At 64.9% G+C, this 14,587-nt stretch carries 14 protein-coding genes; 5 read left to right on the top strand and 9 right to left on the bottom strand.

All coding sequences use genetic code 11. The annotated features are described in order from the left end of the window. Positions 1-130 precede the first annotated feature (130 nt). Entirely contained in the window at positions 131-352 is a 222-nt protein-coding gene (locus PZ895_RS19085; RefSeq protein WP_275840563.1) for a hypothetical protein, read from the top strand. Between the two features lie 3 nt (positions 353-355). Here PZ895_RS19085 and PZ895_RS19080 read toward each other — a convergent pair whose 3' ends face one another. After that, positions 356-1,129: an IclR family transcriptional regulator C-terminal domain-containing protein gene (locus tag PZ895_RS19080; protein WP_275840606.1), complete on the bottom strand. Its 774-nt coding sequence runs from the start codon at positions 1,127-1,129 to the stop codon at positions 356-358. 113 nt (positions 1,130-1,242) lie between these two features. On the opposite strand from PZ895_RS19080, the gene PZ895_RS19075 reads away from it, so the two are divergent. The 3 genes from PZ895_RS19075 to pcaF are packed head-to-tail and all read left to right on the top strand — an operon-like array spanning position 1,243 to position 3,859. Next, complete coding sequence (locus PZ895_RS19075) at positions 1,243-1,980, top strand: 3-oxoacid CoA-transferase subunit A (RefSeq protein WP_275840562.1); 738 nt, start codon at positions 1,243-1,245, stop codon at positions 1,978-1,980. Further along, on the top strand, positions 1,977-2,648 hold the full coding sequence (locus tag PZ895_RS19070; protein ID WP_275840561.1) for a 3-oxoacid CoA-transferase subunit B: 672 nt from the start codon (positions 1,977-1,979) through the stop codon (positions 2,646-2,648). Before PZ895_RS19075 ends, PZ895_RS19070 begins: the two co-directional genes overlap by 4 nt. Positions 2,649-2,650: 2 nt before the next feature. Beyond that, positions 2,651-3,859 carry a 3-oxoadipyl-CoA thiolase gene (gene pcaF, locus PZ895_RS19065; RefSeq protein WP_275840560.1) on the top strand — a complete coding sequence of 403 codons (1,209 nt, stop codon included), beginning with the start codon at positions 2,651-2,653 and terminating at the stop codon, positions 3,857-3,859. Positions 3,860-3,933: 74 nt separating this feature from the next. On the opposite strand, the gene PZ895_RS19060 is transcribed toward pcaF, so the two are convergent. The 5 genes from PZ895_RS19060 to PZ895_RS19040 all read right to left on the bottom strand — a co-directional run bounded on the left by PZ895_RS19060 (position 3,934) and on the right by PZ895_RS19040 (position 10,204). Next, the gene (locus PZ895_RS19060; protein ID WP_275840559.1) at positions 3,934-4,719 is read right to left on the bottom strand and encodes a carnitinyl-CoA dehydratase; all 786 of its coding nucleotides are present in this window, start codon (positions 4,717-4,719) and stop codon (positions 3,934-3,936) included. Next, the gene (locus tag PZ895_RS19055; RefSeq protein ID WP_275840558.1) at positions 4,716-6,875 is read right to left on the bottom strand and encodes an acetate--CoA ligase family protein; all 2,160 of its coding nucleotides are present in this window, start codon (positions 6,873-6,875) and stop codon (positions 4,716-4,718) included. The genes PZ895_RS19060 and PZ895_RS19055 overlap by 4 nt, the downstream gene beginning before the upstream one ends. Before the next feature lie 187 nt (positions 6,876-7,062). Then, positions 7,063-8,226 (bottom strand): acyl-CoA dehydrogenase, encoded by a 1,164-nt coding sequence (locus PZ895_RS19050; protein ID WP_275840557.1) that lies wholly within the window; start codon positions 8,224-8,226, stop codon positions 7,063-7,065. After that, positions 8,223-9,275, bottom strand: coding sequence for a carnitine 3-dehydrogenase (locus tag PZ895_RS19045; protein WP_275840556.1), 1,053 nt, complete (start codon positions 9,273-9,275; stop codon positions 8,223-8,225). The genes PZ895_RS19050 and PZ895_RS19045 overlap by 4 nt, the downstream gene beginning before the upstream one ends. An 11-nt stretch (positions 9,276-9,286) precedes the next feature. Next, entirely contained in the window at positions 9,287-10,204 is a 918-nt protein-coding gene (locus PZ895_RS19040; RefSeq protein WP_275840555.1) for a 3-keto-5-aminohexanoate cleavage protein, read from the bottom strand. Positions 10,205-10,275: 71 nt separating this feature from the next. Between PZ895_RS19040 and PZ895_RS19035 the strand changes: the two genes are divergently transcribed. Next, positions 10,276-11,259 carry a GlxA family transcriptional regulator gene (locus PZ895_RS19035; protein ID WP_275840554.1) on the top strand — a complete coding sequence of 328 codons (984 nt, stop codon included), beginning with the start codon at positions 10,276-10,278 and terminating at the stop codon, positions 11,257-11,259. Here the strand turns inward: PZ895_RS19035 and PZ895_RS19030 are convergent. Genes PZ895_RS19030 through PZ895_RS19020 form a run of 3 tightly spaced genes read right to left on the bottom strand, consistent with a single transcriptional unit; the run spans position 11,252 to position 14,583 of the window. Further along, on the bottom strand, positions 11,252-12,091 hold the full coding sequence (locus PZ895_RS19030) for an alkaline phosphatase family protein (protein ID WP_275840553.1): 840 nt from the start codon (positions 12,089-12,091) through the stop codon (positions 11,252-11,254). The genes PZ895_RS19035 and PZ895_RS19030 overlap by 8 nt on opposite strands. A gap of 10 nt (positions 12,092-12,101) precedes the next feature. Continuing rightward, a complete protein-coding gene (locus PZ895_RS19025) occupies positions 12,102-13,763 on the bottom strand; it encodes an ABC transporter ATP-binding protein (RefSeq protein WP_275840552.1) in 1,662 nt (553 codons plus the stop codon). Then, a complete protein-coding gene (locus PZ895_RS19020; protein WP_275840551.1) occupies positions 13,756-14,583 on the bottom strand; it encodes an ABC transporter permease in 828 nt (275 codons plus the stop codon). The genes PZ895_RS19025 and PZ895_RS19020 overlap by 8 nt, the downstream gene beginning before the upstream one ends. Positions 14,584-14,587 lie beyond the last annotated feature (4 nt).

Genomic DNA, 14,587 nt, shown 5'->3' with positions numbered 1-14,587 from the left:
CGACTTGTTTACTCCTGGGGCGGGAACGGGAACGAAAGTCTCGCAACCGCCCCAATTTCGACGCGCGCTTGTCTTCGCGCTGTCATCGATCCCGGCTATTTCTTCGCGCAATCGACGAAAGGAGGAATCGATGCTTCATCAACTGCACCAGAACGCCCATGCGGACCGCATGCTCTGCAACGATTCCGCCGACACGGGGTCGATTGTCGACCGGCTGCTCGCCGTTGCCGAACTGCCGGAGACCGAAAACGAGATCGACCGCGCCATCGCGCAGCACCGGCAGTTGACGCTCGCCCGCACGATCAGGAACTTGATCGAGCGCGATGATCATCGCGGCTGCGAAGCGGCCTGATCGCTACTGCACCACGAAGAAATCCTCGATCGAACCGGCAGCCTTCTTCAGGAGCGGGAGGAATTCGCGCTCCATCTCCGACAGCGGCATCCGGGCCGATTGCGTCGAGACGTTGATCGCCGCAACGATCGTGCCGGTGCGGTCGCGGATCGGCACGGCGATCGAACGCAACCCGATTTCCAGTTCCTGATCGACGATGGAATAGCCATCCGCCCCTGCCTTGGCGACGAGGCGGCTGAGTTCGGCGCGGTCGGTGATCGTACGGTCAGTCTTGGCGGTGATCGTCGCTCGCGTGAGAAAGGCGTCGAGTTCGTCTGCTGAAAGGCCCGACAGCAAGACCCTGCCCATCGACGTGCAATGCGCCGGCAGCCGCGTGCCGACATGGAGCGCGACGCCGACGATCCGCGCGCCGGCGATGCGGGCCACATAGACCACGTCTTCATTCGCCAGCACGGCTGCCGAGCAGCTTTCGTTCAGAGTTTTTGAAACCTCGCGCATGAAGGGTTCGGCATAGGTCCACAGCGAGGCGCCCGACAGCCATGTTCGGCCAAGCGTGATCAGGCGCGGCGAGAGGCGGAAGATGCGTCCGTCCTGCAACGCATAGCCGGCGGCGACCAGCGTCAGAAGGAAACGCCGGGCGCCGGCGCGCGTCAGGCCGGCGCGGTCGGCGACCTCGCTCATTGACAGCCCGGCCGGATGCGCCGCCAGGATTTCCATGACGCCCAGCCCGCGTTCCAGCGAGCCGACACGGTCGGTCCGGCTTGGTGGCCCTTCGATTGACACGTTCCCTTCAGTCATCTAGAGAATGTATCGCATATGGAACATTTGTTCGCAATACGAACTTTTACATCGAGCGGTCTTCTGCCGACCGACAGGTATCCGGGAGCGAGATGAACAAGATCACCCCTAGCATCGAGGATGCGATTGCCGGCATAGAGGACGGCATGACCGTCATGATCGGCGGCTTCGGCGGCTCGGGCGCGCCGATCGAACTGATCGACGCGCTCGTCGCGCGCTACAAAGCGACAGGCTCGCCCGGCCGGCTGACCGTCATCAACAACAATGCCGGCAATGGGGCCATCGGCATTGCGGCGATGATCTATGCCGGCATGGTCGCCAAGATCATCTGTTCGTTTCCGCGATCGACCGATTCGCGCGCCTTCACCGAGCGCTACCATGCCGGTGAAATCGAACTCGAACTGGTGCCACAGGGCACGCTGGCCGAGCGTATCCGTGCGGGCGGTGCAGGCATTCCGGCCTTCTATACACCGACGAGCTTCGGCACGGACATCGCCAAGGGCAAGCCGGTCGCCGAGTTCGACGGCCGGCTTTACGTGCAGGAGCGCTGGCTGAAGGCGGATGTCGCGATCATCAAGGCGGAACTGGCGGACCGCAAGGGCAACCTGACCTACAACAAGGCCGCGCGGAACTTCGCGCCATTGATGGCGATGGCCGCCGCGACCACGATCGTGCAGGCGCGGCAGGTGGTCGAGCCGGGCGGAATCGATCCCGAACATGTCGTCACGCCCGGCATCTTCGTCGACACGATCGTCGAGATCGCGGATGCGAAACAGGAAGAGGCATTGTTGCGCGAAGCGGCGCTCTTGCAGGACGGGGGCACAGCATGAAAGCGAAACTCACCAACGCCCAGATCGCCTGGCGCGCGGCGCAGGACATTCCGGACGGCGCCTATGTCAATCTGGGGATCGGCTTTCCCGAGATGGTGGCGAAGTTCAAGCCCAAGGGCCGCGAGGTCATCTACCATACCGAGAACGGCGTGCTCGATTTCGGCGAAGCGCCGCCCGCGGGCGAGGAAGACTGGGATCTGATCAATGCCGGCAAGAAGGCGGTCACGCTCAATGCGGGCGCGTCCTTTTTCAACCACGCCGACAGCTTCGCCATGGTGCGCGGCGGGCATCTCGACGTCGCGATCCTCGGCGCCTACGAGGTTGCGGAGAACGGCGACCTCGCCAATTGGTCGACGGGTCCGAAATCGGTGCCGGCCGTCGGCGGCGCGATGGACCTCGTCCATGGCGCCAAACGCGTCTGCGTCATCACTGACCACGTCACCAAGGACGGCAAGCCGAAGCTCGTCGAGCGCTGTTCGCTGCCGCTGACCGGCGTCGGCTGCGTGACGACGGTCTATACGAGCCTTGCCGTCGTCGAAATCATCGACAAGCGTTTCGTCCTGCGCGAAAAGCTGCCATCCATCAGCATGGAAGAGTTGCAGGCCGTGACCGGGGCGAAGCTCGTGGTCGAGGGCGCTTGCAAGGATCTGAACGTACCGGAGGTTTGAACATGGCTGACGCCTATATCTGCGACTATGTCCGCACGCCCATCGGCCGCTTCGGCGGCTCGCTTTCCTCCGTGCGCGCCGACGATCTCGGCGCGGTGCCGCTCAAGGCGCTGATGGAGCGCAACCCGAACGTCGACTGGGCCGCCATCGACGACGTGATCTATGGCTGTGCCAACCAGGCCGGCGAGGACAACCGCAACGTCGCGCGCATGTCGCTGCTTCTGGCCGGCCTGCCGGAAGACGTGCCGGGCGCGACCGTCAACCGGCTCTGCGGCTCGGGCATGAATGCCGTCATCAACGCCGCCCACGCCATCAAGGCGGGCGAGGCGGAGATCATGATCGCGGGCGGCGTCGAGTCGATGTCGCGCGCGCCCTTCGTCATGCCGAAGGCCGACACGGCCTTTTCGCGCAATGCCGAGATCTACGACACCACGATCGGCTGGCGCTTCGTCAACCCGCTGATGAAGAAGCAATATGGCGTCGATTCCATGCCTGAAACGGCGGAGAACGTCGCCGAACAGTTCCAGATCAGCCGCGCCGACCAGGACGCCTTTGCCGCGCGCAGCCAGGACAAGGCGGTTGCCGCTCAGGAGAATGGCCGCCTCGCTAAGGAAATCGTTGCCGTGACGATCCCGCAGCGCAAGGCGGATGCCATTGTCGTCGACACGGACGAACATCCGCGCGCGGGCACGACGGCGGAGAAGCTCGGCAAGTTGCCGACACCGTTCAAAAAGGAAGGCGGCACGGTGACGGCCGGCAACGCATCCGGCGTCAATGACGGCGCGGCCGCGCTCATCGTCGCGTCGGAGGCGGCGGTGAAGAAATACGGCCTGACGCCGATCGCGCGTGTGCTCGGCGGCGCCGTTGCCGGCCTTGCGCCACGCATCATGGGCTTCGGCCCGGCGCTTTCGACCCGCAAGCTGGTCGACCGGCTCGGCATGAAGGTTTCGGATTTCGACGTGGTCGAGCTCAACGAAGCCTTTGCCAGCCAGGGTCTCGCGACGCTGCGCGATCTCGGCATCGCCGACGACGCGGACCATGTGAACCCCAATGGCGGCGCGATCGCGCTCGGCCATCCGCTCGGCATGTCCGGCGCGCGCATCACCGGAACGGCGGCGCTGGAGCTCAGGGAACGCGGTGCGCGCTATGGCCTGGCGACGATGTGCATCGGCGTCGGCCAGGGCATCTCGATCGCGATCGAGCGGGTGTGATCTCGGCAAGGCGTCATCCCGGATTCGCCGCATCGCTGACGCGCTGCGTCACTCCGGGATGACGCCTGTCTTCGCTATCTGCCCTTCCACACCGGGTCGCGCTTTTCCGCAAAGGCCTTGAAGCCTTCAAGCCCGTCTTCCGAATCGTAAAGCCGGTCCACCGTGGCGAACTGACGCTTGGTGATGCGGTTCATGGCCGTCTGGAAGCTTTGCCCCTCGGCCTCGCGCGCGACTTCCTTGATCGCGGCGAAGACGAGCGGCGGGCCGGAGGCAAGAAGGCGCGCGACGTCCCAGACGCGTTCTTCCAACTGGTCGGCCGGGTGGACCTCATTGACAAGGCCCCAGCGATGGGCCTCCAGCACGTCCATCCAGCGCCCGGTCAGGAGCATGTCCATCGCGACGTGATAGGGGATACGGCGCGGCAGCTTGATCGTCGCGGCATCGGCAAGCGTACCGGCCTTGATCTCCGGCAGGGCAAAGCTCGAGGTTTCGGACGCGTAGATGAGGTCGCAGGACAGCGCGAGTTCGAACCCGCCGCCGACGGCCATGCCATTGACGCAGGCGATCACCGGTTTGTTCATGTCGCGCAATTCCTGCAACCCGCCGAAGCCGCCGACGCCATAGTCGCCGTCGACCGCATCGCCCTCCGCCGCCGCCTTGAGGTCCCAGCCGGCGGAGAAGAACTTGTCGCCGGCGGTTTTGACGATGGCGACGCGCAATTCGGGGTCATCGCGAAAAGATTTGAAGGTTTCGCCCAGCAGACGCGAGGTCGCGAGGTCGATCGCATTCGCCTTCGGCCGGTCGAGCGTCATCTCCAGGATGGCGCCTTCGCGGCGGGTTTTGACGACATCGTCGCTCATGCGGTTTTCTCCAGAGTTTCGAAATCGCCGACCAGCAGCGCATCGGCGATGAACGTGCCTTGCGCGCAGACGATCAGCGGGTTGATGTCGAGTTCGACGATCCGGTCGGCATTTTCGACGACGAAATCGGAAATGGCGAGGATCGTGTCGATCGCGGCGGCGATGTCGGCCTTCGGGCGGCCGCGATAGCCGTCGAGGAGCGGGAAAAGCTTCAGGAAGCGCAGCGCCTTTTCGATCTCGTCGTGGGTTGCGGGGAGGATAAGCGTGCGGCTGTCCGCCAGGAGTTCGACCAGAACACCGCCCGAGCCGACGGTCAGGAGTGCGCCGAAGACGGGATCCGGCGTGACGCCGACGATGAGTTCGGCGACCGCGCCTTCGATCATGCGCTCGATGTAAAGGCCGGTGCCGAGGGGGAGAAGTGCGGTCGCGGCAGCTTCGATTTCGTCAGGCGTTCGCAGGTTCAGACGGACGGCGCCGTGCTCGGATTTGTGGGCGAGGCCGAGCGCCTTGACCGCGACGGGGGTGCCGAGGGATTGGGCTGCGGAGAGGGCTTCTTGCGCGGAGGATACGCGGCAGCCGGGGGGAACGGGGAGATTGCGTGAGGCGAGCAGAGATTTGGCGAATGCTTCGTCTAGCGGGCGCCGTTCCTCTCCCCCTTTGAGGGGGAGAGGTGCCGAGCCAAGCGAGGCGGAGTGGGGGTTATGCGCCGACGCCTCCCCCCCACTCCGTCCCGGCTTCGCCGGGCCACCTCTCCTCCCGAAAGGGGTAGAGGAAGGATCGCGCCAGGCTTGTCCCACAAACGCCGCCGCGTCCGCCGCCTCCATCGCCTCTTCGATTCCATGCAACGGCACGATCCCGCGCGCGAAAAGATCGTCCGCGGTTTCTTCCGGCAAATTCTCCGCAATCGATGCCACGATCGCGCCGCGCGCGCTATTCGCCTTCAATGCCGCTTCGAATGCGCGAACGGTCGGCCACCAGTCGGCGTCCGAGCAGCGGTCGGTGCGGGGAAAGTCGAGCACCAGCATGTTGAGGTCGAAGCCGCCCGAAACCATCGCCGCGAAGGTCGCGGTCATGGCCGGTTCGTCGTTCCAGATGAAGGTGTGGTAGTCGAGCGGATTGGCGACCGCGACCAGCGGCCCAAGGGTTTCCTTGATCTCGGCGCGATGCGCCAAGGTCAACGGCGGAAAGGTCACCGCGCGCCCGTCCGCGGCATCCGCCATCACCGACGCTTCGCCGCCCGAACAACTCATCGAGGACAGCCGATTGCCGGCCAGCGGCCCGACGCCGTGGAGAAGCTTCAGCGTTTCGAGGAAGGCGGGGATCGAGTGGACGCGAGGGATGCCGAGGCGTTTCAGGAAGGCGTCCGAACCCGCGTCAGATCCCGCCAGCGACGCAGTGTGCGAGATGGTCGCGGCGCGCGCCTGTTCGGATCGGCCGACCTTCATGGCGACGATCGGTTTGTTCAGTTCGCGCGCGCGGGCGGCGAGCCGCTCGAAGCCGGGAACGCTGTCGAAACCCTCGATGTGGAGCCCGAGCACCGACACGCGCTCGTCCTCGATCAGGCCGAGCGCCATTTCCGACAGGCCGGTCTGCGCCTGGTTGCCCGCCGTCATCAGGAAGGCAATCGGCAGGCCGCGTCTTTGCATGGTGAGATTGCAGGCGATGTTGGAGGACTGCGTGATGATCGCCGCGCCGCGCGTGCCGGGCGTCAGGCGCCGACCCCCATGCTGGTCCGGCCACAAAAGCGCGCCGTCGGCATAGTTGATCAGGCCATAGCAGTTCGGCCCGATGACCGGCATGTCGCCGGCGGCCTCTATGAGTTCGCGCTGGAGACGTGGGCCGTCCGGGTCGTCGGCCTCGAGGAAGCCGGCCGCGAAGGAGATGGCGCCGCCTGCGTTCATCGCGGACAGGTCGCGCAGGATGTCGATCGTGGCGAAGCGGTTGACGCCGATGAAGGCCGCGTCCGGTGGGGCGGGCAGGTCGGCGATGGATTGGAAAGCCGATACGCCTTCGATCTCGGACCGGGTCGGATGGACCGGCCAGATGTCGCCGGCGAAATCCATCTTGAGCGATTGCTTGACGACGTTGGTCGCGAAGGCGCCGCCGCCGACGACGGCGATGGAGCGGGGACGGAGGAGGCGGTCGAGGCGGGTCATGCGGTGGAAGGAGTCTTGCGAAGGGACACCCACCCTTTATCCCTCCCCACAGGGGGGAGGGAGACGTCAGCCTCGATCCACTTTTTCGAGCGAGGCGTCTGGTAAGGCTGGCGTAACGTGGATGCCCTCCCTCCCCCTTGTGGGGAGGGATAGAGGGTGGGGGGCTGACGCGCGGAACAGCCCAACATCAGCCGCCCACCCTCCGCAGCAATGCCCGCGAGATGATATGCCGCTGGATTTCGCTCGTGCCTTCCCAGATGCGCTCCACGCGCGCGTCGCGCCAGATGCGCTCGAGCGGCAGTTCGTCCATCAGGCCCATGCCGCCATGGATCTGGATCGCCTCGTCGGCGACGAAGGCGAGCATTTCGGTGGCCTTCAGCTTGGCCATCGCCATGTCCATCTCGGTGACCGTGCCGGCGTCGTATTTCCAGCCGGCTTCCATCAGCATCAAATCGGCGGCCTTCAATTCCGTCGCCATGTCGGCCAGCTTGAAGGAGACGCCCTGGAACTTGCCGATCTGCTGGCCGAACTGTTCGCGGTTGGCGGCCCAGTCCACGGCATGGCCGAGCGCGCGTTCGGCGCGGCCGATGCAGGTCGCGGCGACCTGGAGGCGTGTCGCGCCGAGCCAGGAATTGGCGACCTCGAAGCCCTTGTGAACCTCGCCCAGAATTTGGGACGTAGGCAGGCGGCAATCGTCGAATTCGAGGATGGAGTTGGTGTAGCCGCGATGCGAGACGTTGCGATAGCCGTCGCGCACCGTGAAGCCGGGCGTGCCCTTGTCGACGAAGAAGGCGGTGATCAGTTTTTTCCTGCCTCGCGATGTGTCTTCCTCGCCGGTCGCCATGAAGACGATGGCGAAATCGGCGAGGTCGGCGTGGGAGATGAAGTGCTTGGTGCCGTTCAATATCCAGTCGCCGCCGTCCGGGCGCGCGCTGGCCTTCATGCCGCGCAGATCGGAACCGGCGCCGGGTTCGGTCATGGCGAGGCAGTCCCATTTCTCGCCGCGAATGCTGGGGTGAAGATAGCGCTCCTTCTGCTCGTCGGTGCCGGCGAGAAGAATGTTGGATGGCCGTGCGACACAGGTCCAGTGCAGCGCGTAATTGGCGCGGCCGAGCTCCTTTTCGTAGAGCAGCCAGGTCAGCGTATCGAGGCCCGCGCCGCCGACTTCTTCCGGCATGTTGGCAGCGTAGAGGCCGGCTGCGATGGCTTTGGCCTGCAACTCCCTGACGAGGTCCATGCGCAGATGGCCGATGCGCTCGACCTCGGCTTCGTGCGGGTAGAGTTCGTTTTCGACGAAGGCGCGCGTGGTGTCGACGATGAGACGTTGTTCGTCAGTGAGGGAGAAGTTCATTTCTTCTTCCTCGGCTTGTCCGCTTTCGCCTTCGCGGCGGCCTTCGATACCGTTGCCGCATTGCCGAGCCGGTCGACATAGGTCTTGTGCAGTTGCCCCGCGCCCCAGCCCTTGCCCCTGTTCTCCTTCGACAGCGCTTCCATGATCGCGACGAGGTTGTCGTCGCGAATCTTTTCCAGCTCGCGGATCGACCATTTGCCCGACTGGGCATCGGACTGGCTGGCGATCAACTCGACCAGTTCGTCGTTGAATTCCGGCACGTCCATCAATTTGGTCCACGGCCAGGAAAGACAGGGGCCGAACTGGGCCATGAAGTGACGCATTCCGGCTTCGCCGCCGGCGATGCGATAGACCTGGAACATGCCCATCTGCGCCCAGCGTAGGCCGAAGCCGTAGCGCATGATGTCGTCGAGTTCCTCGACCGTGCAGATGCCGTCCTTGATCAGCCACAGCGCCTCGCGCCACATGGCTTCGAGCAGGCGGTCGCCGACGAAGGCTTCGATTTCCTTGCGGATCACGACCGGCTTCATGCCGATTTCGGCGTAGCATTCGCGGGCAAGCTCGATCGCTTCCGGCCAGGTCTGCTCGCCGCCGACGATCTCGACGACGGGCAGGAGATAGACGGGATTGTAGGGGTGCGCGACGACCAGCCGTTCGGGATGATTCTTCATCGCGACGGCCATGTCGGTCGGCTTGATGCCGGAGGTCGACGAGCCGACGAGCGCGGAGGAGGGCGCGTGAGTGTCGATCTCGGCCAGCACCTTGTGCTTCAGGTCGAGCCGTTCGGGCACGCTTTCCTGGATGAAATCGGCGTCCGCCACGGCCTCGGCGATGCTCGCGGCATAGGTGATCGCGCCTTCCTTCGGACGACCGGCGGTTGCCAGGCGCTTGTAGGCGCGGCGCGCGCCGGCCATGACTTCGTCGACCTTGCGTTTGGCCTCAGGGTCGGGATCGAAAATGGTGACGTCGATGCCGTTCAGCACGAGTCGGGCAACCCAGCCCGCCCCGATGACGCCCCCGCCGATGCACGCTGCCTTGGAAATTGCCATGGTCGATCTCCTCAGACAGCCACCGGCGCGCGCTTCGTCAGATTGAGCAGTTTGCGCACTTCGTCCGGCCCGATGACCCGCGCGCCCATGTTCTCGACGACCGTCACCGCGCGCTCGACAAGCTGCGCATTCGTCGCGAGCACGCCCTTGTCGAGCCACAGATTGTCTTCCAGCCCGACGCGGACATTGCCGCCGGCGAGAACGGCGGCGGCGACATAGGCCATCTGGCTGCGGCCGAGCGAGAAGGCCGACCAGGTCCAGTCCTTCGGCACGTTGTTGACCATGGCCAGATAGGTGTTGAGGTCGTCCGGTGCGCCCCAGGGCACGCCCATGCAAAGCTGCACCAGCGCGTCGGGCGCCAGCACGCCTTCCTTGACCAGTTCCTTTGCGAACCAGAGATGGCCCGTATCGAAGGCCTCGATTTCCGGCTTCACGCCCATCTTCGTCATCATGCCGCCCATGGCGCGCAGCATTCCGGGAGTGTTGGTCATCACATAGTCGGCCTCGGCGAAATTCATCGTGCCGCAGTCGAGCGTGCAGATTTCCGGCAGGCACTGTCGAACATGCTCGACGCGCTCGGCGGCGCCAGCCATGTCGGTGCCCTTTTCCTTCAGCGGCAGGGGCTTGTCCGTCGAGCCGAACACCATGTCGCCGCCCATCCCGGCGGTGAGGTTCAGGACCACGTCGACGTCCGCGTCGCGGATGCGCTCGGTTACCTCGCGGTAAAGCGCGATGTCGCGCCTTGGCGCACCGGTCTCGGGGTCGCGGACGTGGCAGTGGACGATCGCCGCGCCAGCCTTGGCCGCCTCGATCGCCGAATCCGCGATCTGCTTCGGCGAACGCGGCACATGCGGCGAACGGTCCTGCGTGCTTCCCGAGCCCGTGATGGCGGCAGTGATGAAGACCTCGCGGTTCATTTCGAGCGGCATGGGCATCCTCCAATATTGCCGCTAGTTTCGCGGCCCTTGCGTCAACATGATTTGCGATTTACGCATCTGAATTGATGCAAAGCGAAAAATCGTCGATCTTTCGGGCCGAAGCCACGCCTTTGGCCGTGACATTTCTGGTCCTGCCGGGATGCTCGCTGATGTGCGTCGCTTCCGTCATCGACCCGTTGCGCGCTGCAAACCGCATATGCGGACGACAGGTTTTCGACTGGCGTATCGTCTCTGTGGACGGCACGTCGCCGCAAACCACCAGCGGGCTGCCGATTGCCGTTTCAGGACCGTTCGACGCCGCACGCGCGGGCGATTTCGTCATCGCGATCGGCGGGTTCGGTTCGCGCAGCGCCTTGAGCGGCCCGGAACTGGCAGCTTTCAAGCGCGCGGCCGGCGCTTCGCGCGCGGTCGGCGGGATCGAGGCGGGAACCTGGGTGCTCGGCCATGCCGGGCTGCTCGACGGCCGCGCCGCGACCACGCATTGGGAGGACCTCGAAGATTTCGCTGCCGCCTTCCCGGAAGCCGAGGTCAGGCCGGATCGCTACGTGATCGACGGTCCCGCCGTCACCGCTGGCGGCGCATCGCCCGGCTTCGACCTGATGCTGCATCTCATCCGCTCGCGGCTCGGCATGAGCGTTGCGCTCGATGTGGCGAGTGTCTTCATCTACGACCAAATACGCGCGGCGAGCGATGCGCAGCCGCTCGTCTCGCTCGGCCGGCTCGACGGTCACGACACGCGGCTCGCGCAGGCGGTGCGGATCATGGAAAGCCATGTCGACCGGCCGCTCACCATCGCGGCCATCGCGCGACGATCGAAGACGTCCGTGCGGGCGATGGAACTCGTCTTTCGCCGCGCCATCGGCGAGAGTCCCGGCGCCTATTATCTTCGCTTGCGGCTCAACGCGGCGCGGCGACTTGTGCTCGACACGCGCGAGCCTATGGCGGACATCGCCGCGCGGACCGGCTTTTCAAGTGCCGCCGCCTTCTCGCGCGCATTCGCCCGCGCTTTCGGCAAGCCACCGAGCGCGATGCGCAAAGTCAGGTGAGGAACGGTTTTGCCTGCATCGTCTGAGGCACAGATATGCCGAGACGTTCAAGGATTGTCGGGGCAAGTTGCAGTTGGTCGAGCAGGACCGATTCTTCCGGACCCGTGCCCGTTCCGAAATAATAGAGCGCGAAATCGCGTTGTTCGTCGTCATTACCGCCATGGTGGCCGCGATCGGTCTGGCCATGGTCGGCGGTCACGATGATCTCGTATCCCGCCTCCTGCCATCGCGGCAGAAAGGATGCGAGCGTCGCGTCGGCGGCGAACAGCGCCTTGTCCATTTCGCGGCAATCATGTCCGAATCGATGCCCCATGCTGTCGAGCGTGCAGGTGTGGAGAATGCCATAATCGATGCTGTACCGGCTGGCGAGCAAGGTCAGCGTCGCAAACAGGTCGGCGTCGGCCGGCGTCATCTGGTTGTCGTGGCCGTAGCCGGACATGGTGTGGAACCGGCCATGATGGATCGGGCCATTCACCTCGTCGTATTCGATGTCGCGCACGGCGTCGAAAGGAAACCGATTGAAGAATTCGGACCAGTATGAATGCGTCACTGCGCCCGAGACGCCGCCAGCGCGGGCGACCTCCGAGAAGATGTCCGGCAGATCGACACGGAAGCGGATTTCATTGGCGAGGATGCCATGCGTCTGCGGCGCAGTGCCGGTATGGATCGAGGCATAGCAACTGGCCGATGTCGACGGCAGGACCGAGCGCATCCGCCAGACCCGTGCCTCGCCCGTCCGAACCCAGCCTTCCAGATTGCCCATAAACCGCCGCCAGTTTCGCCAGGGCACGCCGTCAAGCACGACCAGAAGAAGTTTTGCACGCAGCGCCATAACGATCAGGTCAATTCCCCGCCGCCGCCATGCGACGGCCGGCGATGGCTTTTTCGAGCCAGCCGATCTCCATCTCCGGGACGGAAGAGAGCAGAAGCTGGGTGTAGTCGTCGAAGGGCGGTTCGAGCACCTTCGATTTTTGCCCGTAGCGCACGACCTCGCCGCGATACATGACCGCGATCGAATCCGCGATTGCGCGCACGGTCGCGATGTCATGGGTGATGAAGAGGTAGGAGACCTGTTCCTGCTTTTGCAGTTCCAGGAGCAGTTTGAGGATGCCGTTGGCGACCAGCGGGTCGAGTGCGCTCGTCACCTCGTCGCAGATGATCAGCTTCGGGTTGGCTGCCAGCGCGCGGGCGATGCAGACGCGCTGCTTCTGGCCGCCGGAAAGCTCGGCCGGATAGCGGTCGGCAAAGCCGCGGCCCATCTCGATCTTTTCCAGAAGCTCGTTCACGCGCTTGTCGCGCTCGGCGCCGCGCATGTCGAAATAGAATTCGAGCGGCCGGCCGATGATCGTCGAAACCGTCTGGCGCGGGTTCATCGCCACGTCCGCCATCTGGTAGATCATCTGCAATTCGCGCAGATCCTCGCGCTTGCGGTCGGCGAGACGCGCGGGCAGTTCGCGTCCGTCGAAACTGATCGCTCCTTCCTTCGGCGGCAGAAGGCCGGTGATGGCGCGCGCCAGCGTCGACTTGCCCGAACCCGATTCGCCGACGACCGCGAGCGTCTGGCCGGGCAGGATGTCGACGGAAACATTCTTCAGGACGTTGATGTGCCCACCGCCATAGGCCGCCGTGACATTCTTCACCGACAGGAGCGGCGTGCCTTCCGGCGCCTGCTCGTCATGCTCGACATGGTGGGCGGCGACGAGTTGCTGCGTATAGGTTTCGCGTGGCTGATCGATGATCTGGCGCGTGTCGCCCCATTCCACCATCTTGCCGTGGCGCAGCACCATGATCTCGTCGGAGACCTGCGCGACGACGGCAAGGTCGTGGGTGATGTAGAGCGCGGCGACGCCGGTGTCGCGGATCGCCTCCTTGATCGCGGCGAGAACGTCGATCTGGGTCGTCACGTCGAGCGCGGTCGTCGGTTCGTCGAAGATGATGAGGTCGGGTTGCGAGCACAGCGCCATCGCCGTCATCACGCGCTGGAGCTGGCCGCCGGAGACCTGATGCGGGTAGCGTTTGCCGATGTTCTCGGGGTCGGGAAGCGACAGCTTGCGAAACAATTCGACTGCACGCGCTTCGGCCTCGCGACGCGAGGACACGCCATGCTTCAACGTAGCCTCGACGACCTGGTCCATCAGCTTGTGGGCGGGATTGAAGGCCGCGGCGGCCGATTGCGCGACATAGCACACCTCGCGCCCGCGCAGGCGGCGCACCTTGCGGTGACCCTCCTTCAGCATGTCGCGACCGTTGACCAGCACTTCGCCGCCGGTGATCCGAACGCCGCCCCGGCCATAGGCCATGGGCGACAGGCCGATGGTCGATTTGCCGGCCCCCGATTCCCCGATCAGGCCGAGCACCTTTCCCTTGTGGAGCGTCAGCGACACGCCGTCGACGATGGTGATGTCGTGCGGATCCTCGTCCGGGGGATAGACCGTGGCCTCGATTTTCAGGTCACGGATGTCGAGCAGCGGGGCGCCCTTCAGATGGATCGGTTCCTCAGGCATTGCCGCGCCCTCCCTTCAGATCGGTGGTGCGGTTCAGGATCCAGTCGGCGACGAGATTGACCGAGATCGCCAGCGCGGCGATGGCGCCGGCCGGGATCAGCGCTGCCGGAATGCCGAAGACGATGCCTTCCCTGTTCTCGCGGACCATGCCGCCCCAGTCCGCGTCCGGCGGCTGGACGCCGAGGCCGAGGAAGGAGAGCGCGGAGAGGAACAGGACGGCGTAGATGAATCGCAGGCCGAGTTCGGAGACGAGCGGCGAGAGCGCATTGGGCAGGATCTCGCGAAAGATGATCCAGCCCGTGCCTTCGCCGCGCAGCTTCGCCGCCTCGACGAAATCCATCACGTTGATGTCGGCCGCGACCGCGCGCGACAGGCGGTAGACGCGGGTCGAATCCAGAATGCCCATGACGAGGATCAGGATCGGGATCGTCGAGGGCAGCACCGACAGGACGACGAGGCCGAAGATCAGCGTCGGGATCGACATCAACAGATCGACGAAACGTGACATCAGCGTGTCGAACCAGCCGCCGATGACGGCCGCCATGAAGCCGAGAATCGAGCCCAGCGTAAAGGCCAGCGCGGTGGAGGCAACGGCGATGAAGACGGTGATCCGCGCGCCATAGATCATGCGCGACAGGAGATCGCGGCCGAGATTGTCGGTGCCGAGCCAGAATTGGGCCGAGGACGGCTCCCAGACGCCGCCGAGAACCCGTGAACCGGGATAGGGCGCGATCCACGGCGCGAAGATCGCGACGACGAGAAGGGCGATGGTGATGACGAGCCCGATGGCCGCGCCGATGGGCATTCGCTTGAACATCATCGGG

Origin of the sequence: Mesorhizobium sp. YIM 152430 (assembly GCF_029210365.1) — a bacterium.
In the GTDB taxonomy this organism is placed as follows: Bacteria; Pseudomonadota; Alphaproteobacteria; order Rhizobiales; family Rhizobiaceae; genus Aliihoeflea.
The sequence above is the reverse complement of the archived record's forward strand: the minus strand, read 5'-3'. Positions and strand labels throughout refer to the sequence as shown.